The following is a 19,823-nucleotide window of genomic DNA, read 5'->3' as shown; positions in this document are numbered from 1 at the left end:
TGAGGCCGGTGATCGGTCATGATCACCGGAAGATGGTATCAGAGAGGAAACGGCCATGGCGCGCATCCCCCCGTTGACCGCTGCCGAAATGGCGGCCCGCAACATCGACCTGTCCTTCATCGGCGGCGATTTCCACGAACTGCCCAACAGCGTGCCCACGCTGGCCTGGCGGCCCGACATCCTGCGGGCCAGCGGCGGCCTTTGGGCCTCCATCATGCTGACCGGCACGGTCGATCCGGGTCTGAAATGGATGACGGGCTACATGGTCAGCATGGCTGCCGGCTGCCGCTACTGCTCGGCCCATACCGGCACGGCGACGACCGGCAACGGGGTGTCGGCGGAAAAGCTGGCCGCGATCTGGGATTTCGAAAATAGCCCCCTGTTCAGCGCAGGCGAGCGGGCGGTCCTGCGCGTCGCGGTTGGGGCGGGGCAGGTGCCGAATGCCGTCAGCGACGCGGACTTTGCCGATATGGCCCTGCATTTCAGCCGGGAACAGCAGGTGGAGATCGTGGCCGTCATCGCGCTTTACGGATTTTTCAATCGCTGGAACGATACGGTTGCCACGATGTTGGAGGAAACACCCCGGCAATTTGCGGAAAACCACCTCACCCCCCATGGCTGGACCATCGGTAAGCATGGTTGAGTGGTCGGGCAGTCGTGGGTGTTGGCGTCACCGCGCACACCCACGCCAGTTCAAGACAGCTCATCCGGCCAGTAAAGCCGCATCGGGTTGGTGACCAGCAGCTTTTCCTGCAAGGCCGCCGTGGGGGCGATGCGGGGGATCATGTCGGTGATCAAGCCGTCATCCGGGATGGATTTCTCCATGTTCGGGTGCGGCCAGTCCGTCCCCCACAGCACCCGGTCCTGGTAATCCGCGACCAGCGGCGCCACTGCACTGGCGAAATCGTCCCAGCCCGGCGTCGTCGATAAACGGTCGGGGCAGGTGACCTTGGTCCAGATGTCAGGGCGGCTGTCCAGCAGCCGGCGGAAGGCCTGCATATCAGGTCCGTCCGGCCCCTGGGTCACGTCGGGACGGCCCATATGGTCGATGACGATGGGCGTGGGGATGGCGTCCAGGAAGGGACGCATTTCTTCCAGGATATCGGCCTCGAAATAGACGACCACATGCCAGCCCAGATGCTGGACCCGGCGTGCCACCTCCAGGAACTTGTCCTTGGGCGCGTCATCCACCAGCCGCTTCAGGAAATTGAAGCGCACACCCCGGATGCCGCCCGCATGCAGCCGTTCCAGCTCTGTATCATCGATAGCGGGATCGACCACCGCAACACCGCGGCAGGTGCCGTCCGACACCGCGATCCCATGCAGCGTGGCGGCATTGTTCGTGCCGTGGCAACTGGCCTGCACGATCACATTGCGGCTCAGCCCCAGATGGCGGCGCAGGGCGAACAGCATCTCCGGCCCGGCATCCTGGGGCAGGTACTTGGCCTTCGGGCTGAACGGGAACTGCGCCATCGGTCCGAAGACATGGCAATGGGCATCCACGGCCCCCGGCGGCGGCGTGAAGCGGGGGCGGGACGGGGCGTCGGCCCAGCTGCGGATACGGTCGGTCATGGGAATACAACTCCATCCATCAGCTTGCGGGCGGTGCGCAGCAGGGCGGCGGTCCGCACCTGACCCTGATCATCCAGTTCCAGTACGCAACTCATCTCCCCCGTCGGGTGTTCGACCGACAGGGTCTTGCGATCACCGGGGGGCAGCACTGCCACCTCCGCTGCCGGCGATCCGGGAACCAGACAGGCGGTGGCGACACTGACGGCACCCAGCACGCCTATGGTTGCATGGGCGCGGTGGGGGATGAAGCTGCGCACGCAGACGGCCCCCCCGTCACGCGGCGGGGCAACCAGCATGATCTTGGGAACGGACTTGGCCGAAACGTCGCCCAGGTTCATCAACGGCCCGGCCAGCAGCCGGATCGCCTCGATCCGGGCCTTCAACGCGCTGTCGGCATCCAGGCTGTCCCGGTCCTCATACCCGGTGGCACCGACATCGCTGGCCTTCATCACGATGCAGGGCATGCCGTTATCGATCAGGGTCACTGGCACGCCATTGATGATGTCGACGGCATTGCCCGTGGGCAGCAGGGCGCCGCAACTGGAACCCGCCGTATCGCGGAATTCCAACGGCACCGGGGCATGACTACCCGGTACCCCATCGATGCGGGCCTCGCCGCGATAGCTGACCCGGCCACCGGGCGTGCTGACAGTGGCCACCGCCGCCTGCCCGGTATTCTCCATGAAGATGGCAACCCTGGTTTCGTCACCGGTGGCCGGGACCAGGCCACGCTCGATGGCGAAGGGGCCGACACCGGCCAGGATGTTGCCGCAGTTCTGGGCGTCGGTGACGATGGCCTGATCGACGAAGACCTGCAGGAACAGGTAATCAACATCAATGCCCGGTCGCTGCGACCGGCTGATGACGGCAACCTTGCTGGTCAGCGGGTCGGCCCCGCCCATGCCGTCGATCTGCCGCGGGTCGGGCGACCCCATGACCCGCAGCAGCAGCGCATCGCGTTCCGCCGTGTCGGCTGGCATATCCTCTTTCAGGAAATACCCGCCCTTGGAGGTGCCGCCACGCATCCACATGCAGCGCACACCGTCTGCCCCCGCCGCCTCAGACATATTTCAGCCCCATGGCGGCCAGCTTGCCGCGCATGTCGTAGATATCCAGGCCCAGTTCACCGGCGGCCAGGCGTGTGCGCTTGGCGGTTTCCGCCGCCTCGCGCGCCTGCGCCTTCTCCAGAACAGCGGCGGCATTGGCGCGGGGAACCACGCACACGCCGTCATCATCGGCGATGATCACGTCACCCGGCTGGATGGCGGCACCCGCGCACACGACCGGCACATTCACCGAACCCAGTGTGGCCTTTACCGTGCCTTGCGCGAACACGGCCTTGGACCAGACGGGGAAGCCCATCTCCGTCAGGTCGCGGACATCGCGCACGCCGGCATCGATGACCAGACCCCGGCAGCCGCGTGCGATGGCGGACGTGGCCAGCAGGTCGCCGAAATAGCCATCCTCACAGGGGCTGGTCGGGGCCAGGACCAGGATGTCGCCTTCCTTCAGCTGTTCGATGGCCACATGCACCATCCAGTTATCGCCCGGCGGGGCGGAGATGGTGACAGCCGACCCGGCGATGCGGGCACCGGCATAGATGGGGCGCATGGGACTGGCCAGAAGGCCGGTACGGCCCTGCGCCTCATGCACCGTGGCTACGCCACAGCGGGCCAGCCCATCGATGACGGACGCCTCGGCGCGTTGGATGTTCTGGACGACGATGCCGGACATGAAAACTCTCCTGGGGAAGATCGCTGCAACTGTCTTGACCCCCGCATCCGTCTGGGGCAATTCAGAAGCGCGCCCGTGCCATAAGTTTTTGCTAATCGTGTTGCGATGCACATATGGAATCTCAATCTCCGTCATTTGCGTGCCGCGCTGGAGGTGATGCGGCGCGGCAGCATCAGCGCCGCCGCCCAGGCTGTGGCCCTGACCCAGCCCGCCGTGACCCAGGGGCTGGCACGGCTGGAACGTGAACTGGGCCGCCCCCTGTTTGAGCGGCGGGCCGACGGCATGGAAATGACGGGGGCGGCCCGGCTATTGCTGCCCCGGCTGGAGGCGGCGCTTGGCCATATCGGGTCGCCGCGCGTAACCATGGCGCAGGTCCGTGCGCTGATCCTGGTCGGCGGCGCGGGCAGTCTGGTGGAGGCGGGGCAGGCAGGGGGGCTTTCGCAACCCACCCTGCATCGGGCCGTGAAGGATCTGTCGCTGGCATTGCGCCGCAACATGATCGAACGGCGGGGACGCGGCATTGCCCTGACAGAGGCGGGGCACCGGACCCTGCGCGCCTTTCGTCTGGCGCGTGCGGAACTGGTCGCCGCCCTTACGGAGTTGCGCGCGCTTGACGGGGTGGAGGTGGGGCGGGTGGCGGTGGGTGCCATGCCGCTGTCGCGGGCCCGCCTTCTGCCCGGTGCGGTCGCAACCTTCCACCGCGCCCATCCCGATATTACCATCACCATCGCGGAGGGATCACATGCCGAACTGATCGAGCCCCTGCGCGACGGCGACCTGGACCTGCTGATCGGTGCCCTGCGCCTGGATCATCCGCCTGTCGATGTGGATCAGCGGCCCCTGTTCGATGATCAACCCATGATCTTCGCCCGGCCCGGCCATCCCATCATGGACCTGCCCGATCCCTGGACCGCCCTTGCCGATTATCCATGGGTGGTGCCGCCGACCGGTACGCCCCTGCGTACACAGTGGGAGGCGATGTTCAGGGCTGGCGGCCTGCCCGTGCCCGTGGTGCCCATCGAATGCGGATCGGTCATGACCGTTCGCCAGTTGATCCGTGACAGCGATTTTCTGACCCTGCTGTCGCCCGACCAATTGTCGGTGGAATTGCAGGCCGGCGTGGTGGCGCAGGTGGGGGCGGCCCCCGGCGACCTGCGCCGGACCATCGGCATCACCACCCGCACCGGCTGGCGCCCCACCCCGATCCAGGCCGACTTCATCGCGGCGCTGATCACCGCCGCCCGTGGCATTGGCGGGACTGTTAGCTAAAACTTATAGCATGGCGCGCGAACTGATTGGCCCTCTCCGCCGGTTGCGGCCAGGGTTGGGCCATGCAGAACGAACCCAACCCTATATCGGGCCTTGCCCTGATCGGCTTCGGTGAGGCGGGGCGCACCTTCGCCACCGCCGGCGCCTGGAGCGCCGCCACCGTCTTCGACCTGAAGACCGACCGGGCGGAAACGCGCGAGGTCAAACGTGCGGAATATGCCGCTGCCGGTGTCCAGGGGCGGGAGAATGCGGCATCGGCACTGGCTGGCCGGTCGCTGGTCCTGTGCCTGGTGACCGCCGATCAGGCGCTGGCCGCAGCGCAGGCCTGCGCCCCGCTGCTGTCGCCCGGTGCGCTGTGGTGCGACATGAATTCCGTGGCGCCGGACACCAAGCGCGCTGCGGCGGCAGTGATCGAGGCGGCGGGTGGCCGCTATGTCGATGTGGCGGTGATGGCCCCGGTCGATCCGGCCCGGCTGTCGGTACCGCTGCTGGTCAGCGGCCCGCATGCCGATGCGGCGGTCACCAGTCTCCTTGCGCTGGGTTTTGCCAAGGTGCGCGCCGTGGGCGATGCCGTTGGACGCGCCTCCTCCATCAAGATGGTGCGGTCGGTGATGGTGAAGGGCATTGAGGCGCTGACCGCCGAAATGGTTCTGGCCGCCGCGCGCGCCGGGGTGGTGGGGGAGGTTTTGTCCTCCCTGGGTCCCGAATGGGAAGACCGCGCCGACTATAATCTGGATCGCATGCTGGTCCATGGCCTGCGCCGCGCCGCCGAGATGGAGGAAGTGGCCAAGACCCTGCAGTCACTGGGAATGGAGCCGGCCATGACCCTTGGCACCATCACCCGCCAACGCCGACTTGGCGCCCTTTCCGCCGGTTCGCCGGACGGTCTGAATAATAAGCTGAACCTTCTGACCCGCGATGGGACGGAGATGAAATGACCCTCGTGATCGATTGCCACGGCCATTACACCACGGCGCCCGAAGCCCATACCGCGTGGCGGGATGCGCAGGTCGCCGCCTTCAAGAAGGGGGAGTCGCCCCCGCCCTATCCCGAAATCTCCGATGCGGACATCATCGAGACCATCGAGAAGAACCAGCTTCGCCTGATCCGCGAGCGTGGGGCCGACCTGACCATTTTCAGCCCCCGCGCCTCCACCATGGCGCATCATGTCGGTGACCAGGCGGTCAGCCTGGAATGGTCACGGCGCTGCAACGACCTGATTGCCCGCGTGGTGAAGCTGTTCCCGGAAAGCTTCGTCGGCGTCTGCATGCTGCCGCAATCGCCGGCAGCCGGGCTGGAGGCGTCCATTGCAGAGCTGGAGCGCTGCGTCAATGAGTTGGGCTTCATCGGCTGCAACCTGAACCCCGATCCCGGCGGCGGGCATTTCAAGCACCCGGCGCTGACCGACCGTTACTGGTATCCGCTTTATGAGAAGATGGTGGAACTGGACGTGCCGGCCATGATCCATGTGTCGGGATCGTGCAACGCCTGCATGCATGCCACGGGCGCCTTCTATATCGCTGCCGATACTATCGCCTTCATGCAGTTGATCGAGGGTGATCTGTTCAAGGATTTCCCGACCCTGCGCTTCATCATCCCCCATGGCGGCGGGGCCGTGCCCTTCCATTGGGGCCGCTATCGCGGGCTGGCCGATATGCTGAAGAAGCCGGCGCTGGACACGCATGTCATGAAGAATGTGTTCTTTGACACCTGCGTCTATCACCAGCCCGGCATCGACCTGATGGCCAAGGTCATCGACAACCGCAACATCCTGTTCGGTTCCGAAATGGTTGGTGCGGTGCGCGGCATCGACCCGACGACTGGCCATTATTTCGATGACACCAAGCGCTATGTCGATGCACTGGACATTTCGGACGCGGAACGACACCAGATATTTGAGGGCAATGCCCGCCGCGTCTTCCCGCGACTGGATGCGATCCTGAAGGGGAGGGGGCTATGAGCCATACGGACATCCACTCCTATCTTGCCGCGTTCGACGATATCCCCGGCACGCGGGTTTATACCGTGGCACGCGCCCGCCAGGGTTACTGGATCAACCAGTTTGCCATGAGCCTGATGAAGCCGGAGAACCGCGCCCGCTGGAAGGCGGATGAGAAGGCCTATTTGGAAGGCTGGAATCTGGACGAGAACCAGAAGGCGGCCATCCTGGCGCGGGATTACAACCGGCTGCTGGATCTGGGCGGCAACATCTATTTCCTGGCAAAGATTTTCTCCACCGACGGGCTGAGCTTCCTGCAGGCGGTCAGCACCATGACCGGCATGAGCGTGGAGGATTATCAGGCCATGATGCTGGCGGGCGGTCGTTCGCCGAACGGCGTCCGCTCAATCAAGGAGGGCAACTGACATGGCGCGCATCACCGCAGGGGTGGCAACCAGCCACGTGCCGGCCATCGGTGCCGCCATCGATCTGGGCAAGACGAAGGAGCCGTACTGGCAACCTCTCTTCGCCGGCTATGACTGGTCGCGGCAATGGATCGCGGGGGAAAAGCCCGACGTGGTCATCCTGGTCTATAATGACCATGCCTCGGCCTTCGACATGAAGATCATCCCGACCTTCGCCATCGGTTGCGCGGAAAGCTTCAAGCCGGCGGATGAAGGTTGGGGGCCGCGTCCCGTGCCAACGGTCGAGGGCCATCCGGATCTGGCCTGGCACATCGCCCAGAGCTGTATCCTGGACGAATTCGACATGACCATCATCAATGAGATGGAGGTCGATCACGGCCTGACCGTGCCGCTGAGCCTGCTGTTCGGGCAGCCGGATGCCTGGCCCGTGAAGGTGATCCCGCTGGCGGTCAATGTCGTGACCTACCCGCCGCCGTCGGGCAACCGCTGCTGGCTGCTGGGCGAGGCCATCCGCCGGGCAGTGGAAAGCTTCCCCGGCGATCTGAAGGTCCAGGTCTGGGGCACGGGCGGCATGAGCCACCAGCTTCAGGGAACGCGCGCCGGCCTGATCAATGCCGAGTGGGATAACCGCTTCCTGGATATGATGAGCCAGGACAGTCAGCGCCTCCGCACCATCCCGCATATTGAATATCTGCGGGAGACGGGATCGGAAGGCATCGAGATGGTGATGTGGCTGATCATGCGCGGCGCGTTGGGCGCCGACGTCCGCCAGCTTCACCGTCATTACCATGTGCCGGCCAGCAACACGGCGGTCGGCCACCTTGTTCTGGAGCCTGTCGCATGAGGATCGCCCTGGTCGGTGCGGGTGCTTTCGGTGAAAAGCATCTCGACGCCCTTAAACTCATCCCTGGTGTCACCATCACTTCCGTCATCAGCCGCCGCCTGGATCAGGCACAGGCCGTGGCGGAGAAGTATGGCGCTGTGCATGCCGGCACCGAACTGGACGAGGCGCTGGCCCGTCCGGATGTCGATGCCGTCATCCTTTGTACCCCCACCCAGATGCATGCCGCACAGGCCGTCGCCTGCATGAACGCCGGCAAGCATGTGCAGGTCGAAATCCCGCTGGCCGACAGCTGGGCCGACGCCCAGGCCGTGCTGGCGAAGCAGCAGGAAACGGGTCTGGTCTGCATGGTCGGCCATACGCGGCGCTTCAACCCGTCGCACCAGTGGCTGCATCGGCGCATCGCTTCGGGTGAAGTCTCGCTCCAGCAGATGGATGTGCAGACCTATTTCTTCCGCCGCAAGAACATGAATGCCAAGGGCGAGGCACGCAGCTGGACCGACCATCTGCTCTGGCACCATGCCGCCCATACGGTGGACCTGTTCGCCTATCAGTCGGGCCGCATCGTGCAGGCCAATGTGGTGCAGGGGCCGATCCATCCGGAACTGGGCATCGCCATGGACATGTCGATCCAGCTGAAGGCGGAGACGGGCGCCATCTGCACCCTGTCCCTGTCCTTCAACAATGACGGGCCGCTGGGCACCTTCTTCCGCTATATCTGCGACAACGGTACCTACATCGCGCGCTATGACGATCTGGTCACGGGGCGGGAGGAGAAGATCGATGTGTCGCAGGTTGATGTGTCGATGAATGGCATTGAGTTGCAGGACCGCGAATTCGTCGCCGCCATCCGCGAGGGGCGTGAGCCGAATTCCAGCGTGGCAAAGGTTCTGTCCTGTTACGAGGTCCTGCACAAGCTGGAGCAGCAGTTGAACGGCTGAACGGGTCCGTTTGCTTCGATGCTGCATTGTTGATTGTGTCGCGCGGCAGGCCTGTACTGCCGCGCGATGCATTTATGGACTATCCGTTGTGGGCGATCATTCCCCGTCATAGCGGATGGCCTTGGCCGCCTCCGCTGACAGGATGAAGCCGATCGGTCGCTCGCTTTCCTCGCGCAGATGGGCGATCAGACTGGCCGTGCGGGCCAGCAGCGAGATGCCTTTCAATGCCGGCAGTGGGAAGCCGGCATCCAGCATCACCGCCGGGATGGCGCCGTTGACATTGATGGGCAGGTCACGCCCGAATGCTGTCGGCAAGGCGGCCTTCACCGCGCGCAAGGCGGCCACATGCGCCCCCGATATGCCGCGTTCGTCGGCCAAGCCCAGAAGGCGATGCGCGCGCGGGTCGCCGCCACTATGCTGGGGATGGCCAAAGCCGGGAATGGCGCGCTTCATGGCCCGGTACTCGTTCAGCTTCGCCGTTACCACCGGTTCAAGCGCAGTTGCCCCAGCACCTTCCACCAGATCGGCCAGGAACCGGCCCGCCACCTCTGCACTGCCCAGAACGACACTGCCGCAACCGGACAGGCCCGCCGCGACAGCGCCCTGCATGGCCTCCGGGGCGGCGGCATAGGTCATGCGGGCGGCCACCACGCTGGGCACCAATCCATGTTCAGCAATGGCGGCCAGCACGGCATCGGCCATGAAACGCTGATCGTCGCTGGGTGTGTTGCCGGTGACCAGCAGCCAGAAATAGCTGGTAAAGTCCATCCGACCAATTATCTGCCCGCACAGATCCAGCCCCCGGACCCGGATACTGTCCGCGTCGGAGGTGCAGATGGCACTGAAGGGCTGGTCGGTTTTGCCGATACGCATGGGGATGCTCCCGCTATCGCTGATCTGCCGGCAGCTAACGCCCTGTCAGTCTGCTTGGCAAGAAAATTCGATTATCGAAGTTGATTTCGATTGTCGAAATCGCTATACCGGGTAACGGATGTTGCGGCGATGGCCGCCTGGCCGGTGCGTTCCGCCCGCCTGTGACCCCCGCGCCTGCGGTCCTTCCCTGATCGGAGCATGAGATGGCAAAAGTCCTGAAGGATGTCAGGGTATTGGAAATGGGCACCTTCATTACGGGGCCGGCGGCGGGCATGCTGTTGGCCGATCTGGGTGCCGATGTCATCAAGATCGAGCAGCCGGGAACCGGCGATCCGTTCCGGGCCTTCAATGGCGGCTTCTACAGCCCGCATTTCCAGACCTATAATCGCAACAAGCGCTCCATCACCCTGGACACGCGGGAGGCGGCGGGACGTGACCAACTGGATGCGCTTGTCGCTGACGCGGATATTTTCATCCAGAATTTCCGTCCGGGTGCGGCGACCAAGCTGAATGTCGACGCCGACCGGCTACGGTCCTTGAATCCGCGCCTGATCTATTGCGCCATTTCCGGCTTTGGCGCCACCGGTCCGGACAGCCAGCGGCCTGCCTTCGACACGGTGGCGCAGGCAGCCAGCGGCTTTCTGCGTCTGGTGCTGAACCCCGACAATCCGCGCGTGGTGGGGCCGGCACTGGCCGACGCCATTACCGGCTTCTATGCGGCCTACGGTATCCTGGGTGCCCTGCATGAACGTCACCGTACGGGGCAGGGGCGTCTGGTGGAAGTGTCCATGCTGGAGGCCATGTGCCATTTCAACCTGGATGACTTCACCCATTATTTCGCTGCCGATCAGATCATGGGGCCATACAGCCGGCCATCGGTGTCGCAATCCTATGTGTTCGTCTGTGCGGACGGGAAATGGATCGCCCTGCATATGTCCTCACCGCCGAAATTCTGGGAAGGGTTGGCCCAGGCAGTGGAATGGCCGGACATGTTGCAGCATCCTGAATTTGCCGACCGACAGTCGCGGATCGCAAATTACGAAAAAGTGGTGGAGCGTCTGGCCCCCATTTTTCGCAGCCGTAGCCTGTCGGACTGGTGCGAGCGGTTGAGCCGCCTGGACGTTCCGCATTCGCCGGTACATGACGCGGCGGCGGCGCTGGCCACCGATCAGGCCCGGCATCTGGATCTGCGGGTGGAGGCAGAACATCCCAGCATGGGCCGGTTCCGTACCGTCCGCTGCCCGCTTTCCTTTGATGGGGAGCGCGATCTGGCCATCACCCCGCCCCCTGTCCTGGGCCAGCATAATGCGGAGATTCTGGGCGATCCGGTTTAAGTTCTGGCAGCCGGCCTAGCCTCCGGTTATAGCTGGCCGGCGGGCAAGTCGGCGCACGGGACGGACGGAATGGCGGGCACTGGGGGCAAGGACGATGGCGCGGCGGAGCGGGAAAAGGACCCCGAATATCTGCTGACGCTGGAACGCGGCCTGACGGTCCTGCGCTCCTTCAATCAGCAGCGTCCCGAGATGCAATTGTCGGAAGTCGCCGCCGCCACCGGCCTCAGCCCGGCTGTGGCCCGCCGCTGTCTCAATACGCTGGTGGCGTTGGGTTATGTCGGACGGCATGGCCGACGTTTCCTGCTGCGGCCCGAGGTGCTGGTCTTCGGGTCGGCTTACCTGGCCTCGATGAACCTGGAGCAGGTGGTGACGCCGCACCTGCAGTCCCTGCGTGATGAAACGGGTGACAGTGCCTCCATGGCCACGCTGTCTGGACCGGATATCCTCTATCTCGTTCACGTCTCAACCAACCGCCATATCCGTCTGGGCGCCAGCGTCGGCACGCGCTATCCGGCCCATGCCACCTCGCTGGGCAAGGTACTGCTGGCATTTGAGCCGGAAAAGCTGCTGGAAGATTATCTGGCGACGGCAACGCTGAATCGCTTCACCGAACGTACGCTCACCAACCGCGAGGAACTGACCGCCCGGCTGCTGCGCGTGCGGGAACTGGGTTATGATTCAGCGCTGGATGAGTTGGATTACGGCATTGTGTCCGTTGCGGTGCCGGTGCGGGACAAGGATGGCAATGTCTGCGCCTCCATCAACTGCTCCACCTCCACCACCCGCATCTCCCAGGATGAGCTGGTGCGCACCCGGTTGCCGCTGCTGCGCCGTGCTGCCCGCGATATCGAACTGTCGTTGCAACAATGGCCCTTCCTGATGCATTCGCTGGCCCGTGGCTGATACCCGCCATCCATAGCGGTTTCTGAACGACGCCCCGGTTCCTGGCCGGGGCGTTTTTTGTTGCCTGCATCGAACTTCGATAAACGGAAAAAACTTCGAACATCGAACTTGACTTCGATAATCGAAACATAGATTGTCCATTGCACGGGCAACGACCCGTGTGGACGCGATATGTCGCGGACCCAGTTCGCACCGGCCGCCGCAAGAACGAACCGCGCCGTGCGCCTTCAATGACAAATGACGAACGGGAGGTTTTGCATGGCACGTTCCTCTTGGCGCTTCGGCTCTCTGGCCGGTGTCTCGGCCCTGGCGCTGGCAGCCACAGGCCCCGCATCGGCCCAATCCACAGCCCAGGCCGGCGCCTCGACCATCGAGGAGGTGGTGGTGACCGGCCTGCGCCGCCCGCAGGCGCAGCAGAACGTGCCGGCGGCTGTCACGGCCTTTACCGCCGACGCGATTGAGATGGCAGGCATTGAGAAGCCGGCCGATTTCATCGACCTGACCTCGAACGTCACGCTGGTGGAAACGCAGAATGCCGGCAACGCCTTCATCATTATCCGCGGCATCACGCAGGCCCGTAACAGCGAACCGTCGGTGGCCGTCATTGTCGATGGCGTGCAGCAGGTGAATGCTGCGCAGTTCAGCCAGGAACTGTTCGATATCGATCAGATTGAGGTGCTGAAAGGCCCGCAGGGTGCGCTTTATGGCCGTAACGCCATCGGCGGCGCCATCGTGATCCGGACCAAGCAGCCGACCGACACGTTCGATACGCGGGTCAAGGTGGGCGTGGAAAACGGCTTCGGCTATTCCGCCCGCGCGGGCATCAGTGGGCCTTTGTCGGACAAGGTGAAATTCCGTCTGGCCGGGTCGTATGTGAACAGCGACGGCTTGATCCGCAACGCCTATCTGGATGAAAAGGCCGACCCGTATGAGGATCTGTCCCTGCGCGGGACCCTGCTGTTTCAGCCGACGGATAACCTGACAGTCGATCTGCGCGGGTCCGTGTCGCGGCTGCGCACACAGGCGCTGTATTTCAACATCGTCAATGATGTGAACAATACCAGCCTGCCGGTGCGCGTGAACAATCCGGGTCAGAATGACCGCGACATGGACGGTACCTCACTGCGCGTCGCCTATGAAACCGACGCCGGCACCCTGACATCCGTTACCTCCTATGACCAGGTGAAGGAAATCCTGACCGGTGACGCGTTCGACTTCCTGCCCATCACGGAAAGCCTGTTCTATCAGATCCTGGGGTTCGACCTGAACCAGAGCCAGTATCTGAATGTGAAGGCCTGGAGCGAGGAGTTGCGCTTTGCATCGCCCACTGATCAGCCGTTTCAGTGGAGTGTGGGCGGCTATATGATCGGCACCAAGCGCTATATCTCCACCGGTAACATGATCGACCGGGGGCAGGGGGTGTTTCCCGTATACCGCACGCCCAGTACCAATCCGCGCAACCCACAATTCTCCTTCCTGGCCGACAGCCAGGATAATTTCGCCTGGGCCCTGTTCGGCAGCACGTCTTACGATCTGTCGGAGAAGCTGACGGCTGACCTGTCACTGCGTTATGACAAGGACAAGCGCGAGAACACGACCCTGACCCCCACCGCCTATCTGCCCAATGTCGCCGGGTTCCCGGCGGGGCGCAGCGGGGAGGTGCGCAACGAAACCTTTACCTCCTGGCAGCCGAAAGCGACGCTGACCTACAAGGCTGACGAGGCCCTGACGCTTTACACCGGATATTCCAAGGGTTTCCGCAGCGGCGGGTTTAACCAGACCGGGGTGGGGGCCGTCGCGGCGGCCAATGGCATCCTGGGTGTGTCGGATGTGTTCAAGGCGGAAACGGCCAGCACGCTGGAGGCTGGGTTCAAGTCGCAGCTGATGGACCGGAAGCTGCGCCTCAATGGCTCCGTCTACAACACCATCTCTGACAATTCCTATTTCTTCGTCTTCCTGGCGGCCAATTCCACGCAGAACCTGGGCAATGTGCCCGAAACCCGCCTGCGCGGGTTTGAACTGGACGCCACGGCCTTTCTGACGACGGGTCTTCAAGTCAATCTGGGCTTCGGTCTCACGGACAGCAAGATCAAGGAATTCGCTGACCCGACCGTACTGGGCAATGAGGCGCCGCTGATCTCCCGCTACACCTTCAACCTGGGTGTGCAGTACAGCACCGAACTGGGCGATAGCGGCCTGACGGGGACGGCGCGGGCCGACTACCGGCGCCTCGGCAAGACCTGGTTCGATATCCAGAACAGCACCGTGCGCGACCCGCTGGACCTTGTCGATATCCGGCTGGGTATCGAGGGAGAGGGCTGGAACCTGTCAGCTTATTCCGACAATCTGTTCAACAAGAAGTATAATGCCGAATTCTCGCCCGGCGGTTTCGTCTTCAAGGGACGGCCCCGCCGCTATGGTCTTGAAGCTGGCGTGAAGTTCTGACCCACGGCCTTGGGAAGGGGATGATCCATGGCGAAGGTACTTGTGCTTTACTATTCCAGTTACGGCCATATCGAGACCATGGCCGCCGCGATGGCGGAGGGTGCGCGGTCGGTGGCGGGGGCGGATGTCGTGGTCAAACGCGTGCCGGAACTGGTGCCGGATGAGGTGGCAAGGGCTGCCGGTATCCGCCTGGATCAGGCGGCGCCCATCGCCAGCCCTGGGGAACTGGGCGATTATGACGCCATCATCTTCGGCACGCCGACGCGCTTTGGCAATATGGCGGCGCAGATGCGCAACTTCCTGGACCAGACGGGCGGGTTGTGGGCCAAGGGCGCCCTGGTCGGCAAGGTGGGGAGCGTGTTTGTTTCCACGGCCAGCCAGCATGGCGGGCAGGAGACCACCATCACCTCCTTCCACACCACGCTGTTGCATCATGGCATGATCATTGTTGGCCTTCCCTATAGCTGGGCCGGGGCAACACGGATGGATGAGATCAGCGGCGGCACCCCCTATGGCGCCAGCACCCTGGCCGGCGCCGACGGGTCCCGCCAGCCCAGCGCCAACGAGTTAGAAGGGGCCCGCTTCCAGGGGCGCCATGTCACGGAAATCGCCACACGGCTGTTCGGCTGAAAGACTTGAGAGAGGATGCGACCATGAGTGCGAAACTTCCCAATCGTCTGCACCACACTGCCTATGTCACCCGCGACCTGGAGGCGACGCGCCATTTCTATGAGGATGTGCTGGGCATCCCGCTGATCGCCACCTGGTGCGAAAAGGACATGCTGTTCGGTGCTGAACGCACCTATTGCCATTGCTTCTTCGGGTTGGCCGATGGCAGTGCGCTGGCCTTCTTCCAGTTTGCCGAGCCGGATGATCAGGCGCTGTTCGGGCCGCCCATGCCCGAATCCCCCTTCCACCACATCGCCCTGCATGTCGATGCCGACACCCAGGCCCAAATCGAAAGCCGTATTCGTGCGGCGGGCTTTACCGAGCCGGAAACCTACACGCTGGAACATGGCTATTGCCGGTCGGTCTATATCAAGGACCCGAACGGCATGATCCTGGAATTCACCTATGACGCCCCGTCGGCGGCGGCCCTGGAACAGGCAAAGCGCGAAACGGCGCGGGCCGATCTGGCCCGTTGGCTGGGGGGGGACCGCAGCGTCAATAACACTTATCGTCATTGATGATGCAGACCCAGGTTGCCGTCGACGGTGGAAGCCTGTCCGTGGAGATTGCCGGGGCCGGGAAACCGGCCCTGGTCATGCTCCATGGCTGGACGCTGGACCGGCGCATGTGGCGGCCCCAGGTTCGGGGACTGTCGGATTGCGCCACCCTGATACTGCCCGACCGGCGCGGTTTCGGACGGTCGCAGGCGCCACCTGGACTGCTGCAGGAACCGGATGATATCCCGGCCTTGCTGGATCATTTCGGTTTGGCTTCTGCCATTCTCGTCGCGCATTCACAGGCCGGGCGTGTGGCGCTGACGGCGGCGGCCCGGTATCAGGATCGGGTTGCCGGCCTTGTCCTGCTAGCGGCGGCGCATGATGCGGCCCCGCCGGACCCTGTGACGGAACCCGCACTTCCCCTTGCGCAATTGGTGGAACATGTCCGGGTGGGCAACCTGCCCGCAGCGGTGGCGCTGTGGCGGGCCCATCCGATGCTGCGGACCGATGACGCGGAAACGTCCTTGCTGCTGGATGAGATGCTGGCCGACTACCAGGGCAGGGATTTGCTGTCGCCGCCCGCGGTCTTGCCCGTGACGGATGAACTGCTGGCGACCATCACTTGCCCCAGTTTGGTGATGGTCGGCGGTCTGGATACGCCATCACGGGTGGTGGCGGCACATCGGCTGTGTCAGGGGCTGCGGCAATCTGCGATGCAGTTGTTTGCGCAAGCTGGTCACATGGCGAACATAAGCCATGCCGCTGCCGTCAATCAGGCGATCAGGGATTATGTCACCCGCAATTTTCCCTGACATTTCCTTTCCCTTCGGAGATTGGGACCGGGGCGCACTCCTGTTGAAGCCTACACTTCTTTCTTGAAGTTCATGATAACGTGGCTCCGATTCCGCAATCCGAAATGCGCGAAGACGCTTGGAGCCTGTGCATGGACTTTGTCCTTACTCTGAATGATTTCGTGCAGACATTCATCGGCCTTGCGGCGTCGGAGGGTCAGAAGGCCCGGTTCATCCAGATCGGGGCAGGCCCGCATTTCAGCCCGTTCGCACCTTTCCTGGACCGTCTTGCCGGCTATGTCGTCGATCCGTTGCTGGAAGATGGGCATGACAGCCGCTATGTCGGGGTGAGGGCCGGCATCGGGCGGGGTATGGGGGTTACCCGTCTGCGCCACCTGGACGAAACGGCAATCAATAATGGCCTGCTGCCAGCCCGTTTCAAGCAACTTCGTTCCTTTGGGCTGATCTCCATGCTGGACAGTGGCGGTTGGCTGGCGGGCATGTGCCCGAATGATGAGACACGGGCGGCCATCCGTATGCTGGTCCGTGAAACGCTGGTTGCCTGCATGCCGCTGCGATATCTCGTCGGTCGCTACGGTATCGGGGCCACGGACATGCTGGCCATCAGCACCGCCGGCACCGAACTGGAAATTCTGGAGCAGGTGGGCGATCTGCCGTCGCCGCCGCGTGGTCTGCTGGTTGATGTTGAGAATCTGACGTTGATCCAACGTCAGAAGGTGATGGATATCTTTGTTGCCCGCAATTATCGCCCCGCCTGGATCAGCCAGGATCTGTTGGCGGGCTTCCATGACCCGATAGGGGAAATGCGTCGACATGTGCCTGCTTTGCGGCAGGCGGCTGTCCTGCGCGGACAGATGGAAGCCGGCCTGGCCACGCTGATGGCGGATTGTGCCGACGATCTGGGCCGACCGACCGAACTGGAACGGTTAAATGCCATCATCGACCTTGTCGAGGCGGGGCGTATCGAAGACATCGCCCCCCTTGTGGAGGTGCTGGTCAGCAGCATCCGCGACAGAGAAGTCCTGCAGCAACAACTGGGCCCCCTGATTGCCGAGGCTATCCGGCAAAGAGCCATGTATGTGGAGCAGGGTGACGAGGCCCGTATCGAGACGATGCAACGCATCATCGCCTCCCTCTATGACAAATGCCCGGCTGCAAACCGTTGGGCGATGGGCAGAAGCACAACGCAGCTTCAGGAGCCGGCGGCGGCACGTTATGCCCATCTGGTGCTGGCACAGGAACCGGACGACGTCATGGCGCTGCATATGGCAGCACGGTTCGCCACCGCAACGGGCCTCAAGGATGAGGAACTTGCTCTGCGCCGACGCTTCATGGCGCAACAGACCGACCGCCTGCTGCAAATGTATAATTGCCTTCGCCTCATCTGGTTTTATCTGCATGGCCCGCTGAATGAACAGACAAAGGCAGCGATCATGCAGTGCCGAAACCTGCCTCTGCGGCAACCGCGGGCCCTCTATGGCGATCCTTCGTTACAGATCGCCCATGATCATTGCGAACTGATGCTGGATTGCCTGGATCTTGATTTTCTGAACCATCCGCAGGATGTGGCTGTACAGCCATTGCTGATGCATGATCATCGTGGACAGCGCCTGGACCTTGATCAAGTCCGGCAGGAGGCGCTGCGGCAGGGCGTCCGGACCGTGCTGCTTGCGGCAGGGGATGACCTGTATCTTGACCGCTATGCCCGTTATTTCGCCCGGTCGGCGCTGGCCAACAGCGATGAACCCATCATGGTCGTCCTGCACGCCATCGGTGGCCGGGACCGAATAGAGGACATCGCCGCACGGATTGGGGTTGTATCCGAACGGCTCTATTATTCGGCGGATGATTTCGACGATGCGCCCTACCGCTACACGACCGTCAATAATGAATGCACGTTTGAAAAGCCGGTGGCCCATTATCAATGTGTGCGGTTTGATGTGGCTGACAGCCTGCTGCAAGGGCTTGGTCTGCCCGTCATCGCGGCGGATATCGACACGCTGGTCCTGGGCGGGACGTCACCGCTGTCCGCGCGTACCGACGATGTCATCCTGAACTTCAACCCGCTGGCCACCGGGTTTGCGGCCTTGATAACGGCCAACCTCCTGCGGCTTCGCCCGACGCCGGGCGCCCGGCGTTTCATGGGGGCCGTGCGTGCCTATCTGCGGGGTGAACTGGCGAAGCCCAAGGTCACCCGCTGGATTGATCAGGTGGCGTTGCTGATGGCCAAACTGCATTGCGAACAGAACCGCGCGCCTGTGACCATCGGTGGATTTGAGGAAAAGGACATCAACAACACCATCTATCTGCGCTTTGACAATTATCCCATCCGCTTCCTGTCGCTTTACAGCACCTTCGACCTGAACAGCATCCCAGCTGCCTATCGTTGACCGGGTCAGGGCAGGGATACCGCCGCCCGATCCGGCATGGTCCAGATGGGCACACCCGTCATGTCGGGCAGGCGGTGGGCAATGCCCTTGTGACAGTCGATGCAGGTCGCTTGGCCCGTGAACAGGAAGCGCTGGTGTGCGTCGGCCCCGCGCGCGCCCTGACGGGTGATGTCCATGCTGTCGGCGCTGTGGCAGTTACGGCATTCCAGGGAATTGTTCGCCTTAAGCCGTGTCCATTCGTGGCTGGCCAGTTCCTTGCGCTTGGCCTCGAACTTTTCCGGTGTATCGATGGTGCCGAAAATCTTGCCCCAGACCTCCTTGGATGCCTGCATCTTGCGGGCGATCTTGTCGGTCCAGTTATGGGGGACGTGACAATCGGGACAGGTGGCGCGCACGCCCGACCGGTTGGAATAATGAATGGTCTGTTTCAGGTCGGCATAGGGATTGTCCTTCATCTCGTGACAGCCGATGCAGAACGCTTCCTTGTTGGTCATCTCCAGTGCCGTGTTGAAGCCACCCCACCAGATAACACCAGCCACAAAACCGCCAATGGTCAGGAACCCGATGCCCAGATGCGCCGCCGGTCGATTGAAGGCGGCCCAGGCCAGCTTGGCAAGAGAGAACGCCCGGTCGATGATGGTCATCAATTGCCCTCCCCGACCGGCGGACGGTTTTCACGGATGACGCTGTCCACATCGCGGAAGGTATTGACCACGCGCGGCTGTGCGTCTGTCTGCGGCACATGGCATTGCAGGCAGAAATAGCGGCGGGTGGACACGGCCCCCAGCACCTGCCCGTCGCGGTCCTGGAAATGCGTGACGGAGATCATGGGGGCCTGGCTGTCGCCCGTGAATTCGCGGGCATGGCAGGTCAGACATTTATTGGCGCGCAGGTCCAACTGATAGCCGGCGATGGCATGCGGGATGACGGGCGGCTGTTCGGGATAATTGCGCTGCCGTCGCTGATCATCACTGACATCCTTGGGCATGGAAGGTGCCTCCTGCACCAGCAGCCCCTCGGCGCCTGTGAAGGCGGGACGGCCCATGGCCTTGACGTCGCGGGTACTGGCGGCAGCGGGCGCCGGATCGGTGGCGAAGGCCTGCTGCGCCAGCGGTTGCAGCAGCAGGGGCAATGCTGCCAGCAGGGCCAGCAGCATGGGTGTGTGGCGCTTGCTCATAG

At 63.2% G+C, this 19,823-nt stretch carries 20 protein-coding genes; 14 read left to right on the top strand and 6 right to left on the bottom strand.

What is annotated here, in order from left to right; all coding sequences use genetic code 11:
- Positions 1–55 precede the first annotated feature (55 nt).
- Positions 56–643 (top strand): carboxymuconolactone decarboxylase family protein, encoded by a 588-nt coding sequence (locus ACODSP_RS04735; protein ID WP_488964478.1) that lies wholly within the window; start codon positions 56–58, stop codon positions 641–643.
- A 50-nt stretch (positions 644–693) separates the two neighbouring features.
- Here ACODSP_RS04735 and ACODSP_RS04730 read toward each other — a convergent pair whose 3' ends face one another.
- The 3 genes from ACODSP_RS04730 to ligK are packed head-to-tail and all read right to left on the bottom strand — an operon-like array spanning position 694 to position 3,306.
- Positions 694–1,572, bottom strand: coding sequence for an amidohydrolase family protein (locus ACODSP_RS04730; RefSeq protein ID WP_488964477.1), 879 nt, complete (start codon positions 1,570–1,572; stop codon positions 694–696).
- Positions 1,569–2,639, bottom strand: a complete 1,071-nt coding sequence (locus ACODSP_RS04725) for a 4-oxalomesaconate tautomerase (protein ID WP_488964476.1) — start codon at positions 2,637–2,639, stop codon at positions 1,569–1,571. The genes ACODSP_RS04730 and ACODSP_RS04725 overlap by 4 nt, the downstream gene beginning before the upstream one ends.
- Positions 2,632–3,306 (bottom strand): 4-carboxy-4-hydroxy-2-oxoadipate aldolase/oxaloacetate decarboxylase, encoded by a 675-nt coding sequence (gene ligK / locus ACODSP_RS04720; RefSeq protein WP_488964475.1) that lies wholly within the window; start codon positions 3,304–3,306, stop codon positions 2,632–2,634. The genes ACODSP_RS04725 and ligK overlap by 8 nt, the downstream gene beginning before the upstream one ends.
- Positions 3,307–3,411: 105 nt before the next feature.
- On the opposite strand from ligK, the gene ACODSP_RS04715 reads away from it, so the two are divergent.
- The 6 genes from ACODSP_RS04715 (at position 3,412) to ACODSP_RS04690 (ending at position 8,721) form a co-directional block, all read left to right on the top strand.
- Positions 3,412–4,575 (top strand): LysR substrate-binding domain-containing protein, encoded by a 1,164-nt coding sequence (locus ACODSP_RS04715; protein WP_488964474.1) that lies wholly within the window; start codon positions 3,412–3,414, stop codon positions 4,573–4,575.
- A gap of 62 nt (positions 4,576–4,637) precedes the next feature.
- Complete coding sequence (locus tag ACODSP_RS04710; protein ID WP_488964473.1) at positions 4,638–5,513, top strand: NAD(P)-dependent oxidoreductase; 876 nt, start codon at positions 4,638–4,640, stop codon at positions 5,511–5,513.
- Positions 5,510–6,535: an amidohydrolase family protein gene (locus ACODSP_RS04705; RefSeq protein WP_488964472.1), complete on the top strand. Its 1,026-nt coding sequence runs from the start codon at positions 5,510–5,512 to the stop codon at positions 6,533–6,535. Before ACODSP_RS04710 ends, ACODSP_RS04705 begins: the two co-directional genes overlap by 4 nt.
- Positions 6,532–6,939 (top strand): protocatechuate 4,5-dioxygenase subunit alpha, encoded by a 408-nt coding sequence (ligA, locus tag ACODSP_RS04700; protein ID WP_488964471.1) that lies wholly within the window; start codon positions 6,532–6,534, stop codon positions 6,937–6,939. The genes ACODSP_RS04705 and ligA overlap by 4 nt, the downstream gene beginning before the upstream one ends.
- 1 nt (position 6,940) lies before the next feature.
- Complete coding sequence (locus tag ACODSP_RS04695; RefSeq protein WP_488964470.1) at positions 6,941–7,783, top strand: class III extradiol dioxygenase subunit beta; 843 nt, start codon at positions 6,941–6,943, stop codon at positions 7,781–7,783.
- Positions 7,780–8,721, top strand: a complete 942-nt coding sequence (locus ACODSP_RS04690) for a Gfo/Idh/MocA family oxidoreductase (RefSeq protein WP_488964469.1) — start codon at positions 7,780–7,782, stop codon at positions 8,719–8,721. The genes ACODSP_RS04695 and ACODSP_RS04690 overlap by 4 nt, the downstream gene beginning before the upstream one ends.
- Before the next feature lie 96 nt (positions 8,722–8,817).
- Here the strand turns inward: ACODSP_RS04690 and ACODSP_RS04685 are convergent, their stop codons facing one another.
- Positions 8,818–9,594, bottom strand: a complete 777-nt coding sequence (locus ACODSP_RS04685; protein ID WP_488964468.1) for a citryl-CoA lyase — start codon at positions 9,592–9,594, stop codon at positions 8,818–8,820.
- A 203-nt stretch (positions 9,595–9,797) separates the two neighbouring features.
- On the opposite strand from ACODSP_RS04685, the gene ACODSP_RS04680 reads away from it, so the two are divergent.
- The 7 genes from ACODSP_RS04680 to ACODSP_RS04650 all read left to right on the top strand — a co-directional run bounded on the left by ACODSP_RS04680 (position 9,798) and on the right by ACODSP_RS04650 (position 18,644).
- The gene (locus tag ACODSP_RS04680) at positions 9,798–10,928 is read left to right on the top strand and encodes a CaiB/BaiF CoA transferase family protein (RefSeq protein ID WP_488964467.1); all 1,131 of its coding nucleotides are present in this window, start codon (positions 9,798–9,800) and stop codon (positions 10,926–10,928) included.
- A gap of 69 nt (positions 10,929–10,997) precedes the next feature.
- Entirely contained in the window at positions 10,998–11,831 is an 834-nt protein-coding gene (locus tag ACODSP_RS04675; protein ID WP_488964466.1) for an IclR family transcriptional regulator domain-containing protein, read from the top strand.
- Between the two features lie 258 nt (positions 11,832–12,089).
- Positions 12,090–14,276 (top strand): TonB-dependent receptor, encoded by a 2,187-nt coding sequence (locus tag ACODSP_RS04670; protein ID WP_488964465.1) that lies wholly within the window; start codon positions 12,090–12,092, stop codon positions 14,274–14,276.
- Positions 14,277–14,303: 27 nt separating this feature from the next.
- A complete protein-coding gene (gene wrbA / locus ACODSP_RS04665; protein WP_488964464.1) occupies positions 14,304–14,906 on the top strand; it encodes an NAD(P)H:quinone oxidoreductase in 603 nt (200 codons plus the stop codon).
- A gap of 23 nt (positions 14,907–14,929) precedes the next feature.
- On the top strand, positions 14,930–15,463 hold the full coding sequence (locus ACODSP_RS04660; protein WP_488964463.1) for a VOC family protein: 534 nt from the start codon (positions 14,930–14,932) through the stop codon (positions 15,461–15,463).
- A complete protein-coding gene (locus ACODSP_RS04655; protein WP_488964462.1) occupies positions 15,463–16,254 on the top strand; it encodes an alpha/beta fold hydrolase in 792 nt (263 codons plus the stop codon). Before ACODSP_RS04660 ends, ACODSP_RS04655 begins: the two co-directional genes overlap by 1 nt.
- A gap of 131 nt (positions 16,255–16,385) precedes the next feature.
- Positions 16,386–18,644 (top strand): hypothetical protein, encoded by a 2,259-nt coding sequence (locus tag ACODSP_RS04650; RefSeq protein ID WP_488964461.1) that lies wholly within the window; start codon positions 16,386–16,388, stop codon positions 18,642–18,644.
- Between the two features lie 5 nt (positions 18,645–18,649).
- Here ACODSP_RS04650 and ACODSP_RS04645 read toward each other — a convergent pair whose 3' ends face one another.
- Positions 18,650–19,288: a NapC/NirT family cytochrome c gene (locus ACODSP_RS04645; protein ID WP_488964460.1), complete on the bottom strand. Its 639-nt coding sequence runs from the start codon at positions 19,286–19,288 to the stop codon at positions 18,650–18,652.
- The gene (locus tag ACODSP_RS04640) at positions 19,288–19,821 is read right to left on the bottom strand and encodes a nitrate reductase cytochrome c-type subunit (protein WP_488964459.1); all 534 of its coding nucleotides are present in this window, start codon (positions 19,819–19,821) and stop codon (positions 19,288–19,290) included. The genes ACODSP_RS04645 and ACODSP_RS04640 overlap by 1 nt, the downstream gene beginning before the upstream one ends.
- Positions 19,822–19,823: the final 2 nt, after the last annotated feature.

This window comes from Niveispirillum sp. FG156 (assembly GCF_057809555.1).
This window is presented reverse-complemented; position numbering and strand designations above follow the sequence as displayed.

Bases quoted from the DNA above. Each gene is read 5' to 3' on its own strand.
- ligA (WP_488964471.1), top strand. From the start codon at position 6,532: ATGAGCCATACGGACATCCACTCCTATCTTGCCGCGTTCGACGATATC.
- ACODSP_RS04645 (WP_488964460.1), bottom strand. From the start codon at position 19,288: ATGACCATCATCGACCGGGCGTTCTCTCTTGCCAAGCTGGCCTGGGCC.
- ACODSP_RS04715 (WP_488964474.1), top strand. From the start codon at position 3,412: ATGCACATATGGAATCTCAATCTCCGTCATTTGCGTGCCGCGCTGGAG.
- ACODSP_RS04655 (WP_488964462.1), top strand. From the start codon at position 15,463: ATGATGCAGACCCAGGTTGCCGTCGACGGTGGAAGCCTGTCCGTGGAG.
- ACODSP_RS04725 (WP_488964476.1), bottom strand. From the start codon at position 2,639: ATGTCTGAGGCGGCGGGGGCAGACGGTGTGCGCTGCATGTGGATGCGT.
- ACODSP_RS04735 (WP_488964478.1), top strand. From the start codon at position 56: ATGGCGCGCATCCCCCCGTTGACCGCTGCCGAAATGGCGGCCCGCAAC.
- ACODSP_RS04685 (WP_488964468.1), bottom strand. From the start codon at position 9,594: ATGCGTATCGGCAAAACCGACCAGCCCTTCAGTGCCATCTGCACCTCC.
- ACODSP_RS04680 (WP_488964467.1), top strand. From the start codon at position 9,798: ATGGCAAAAGTCCTGAAGGATGTCAGGGTATTGGAAATGGGCACCTTC.
- ACODSP_RS04690 (WP_488964469.1), top strand. From the start codon at position 7,780: ATGAGGATCGCCCTGGTCGGTGCGGGTGCTTTCGGTGAAAAGCATCTC.
- ACODSP_RS04640 (WP_488964459.1), bottom strand. From the start codon at position 19,821: ATGAGCAAGCGCCACACACCCATGCTGCTGGCCCTGCTGGCAGCATTG.
- ACODSP_RS04695 (WP_488964470.1), top strand. From the start codon at position 6,941: ATGGCGCGCATCACCGCAGGGGTGGCAACCAGCCACGTGCCGGCCATC.
- ACODSP_RS04660 (WP_488964463.1), top strand. From the start codon at position 14,930: ATGAGTGCGAAACTTCCCAATCGTCTGCACCACACTGCCTATGTCACC.
- ACODSP_RS04730 (WP_488964477.1), bottom strand. From the start codon at position 1,572: ATGACCGACCGTATCCGCAGCTGGGCCGACGCCCCGTCCCGCCCCCGC.
- ligK (WP_488964475.1), bottom strand. From the start codon at position 3,306: ATGTCCGGCATCGTCGTCCAGAACATCCAACGCGCCGAGGCGTCCGTC.
- ACODSP_RS04650 (WP_488964461.1), top strand. From the start codon at position 16,386: ATGGACTTTGTCCTTACTCTGAATGATTTCGTGCAGACATTCATCGGC.
- ACODSP_RS04705 (WP_488964472.1), top strand. From the start codon at position 5,510: ATGACCCTCGTGATCGATTGCCACGGCCATTACACCACGGCGCCCGAA.
- ACODSP_RS04670 (WP_488964465.1), top strand. From the start codon at position 12,090: ATGGCACGTTCCTCTTGGCGCTTCGGCTCTCTGGCCGGTGTCTCGGCC.
- ACODSP_RS04675 (WP_488964466.1), top strand. From the start codon at position 10,998: ATGGCGGGCACTGGGGGCAAGGACGATGGCGCGGCGGAGCGGGAAAAG.
- wrbA (WP_488964464.1), top strand. From the start codon at position 14,304: ATGGCGAAGGTACTTGTGCTTTACTATTCCAGTTACGGCCATATCGAG.
- ACODSP_RS04710 (WP_488964473.1), top strand. From the start codon at position 4,638: ATGCAGAACGAACCCAACCCTATATCGGGCCTTGCCCTGATCGGCTTC.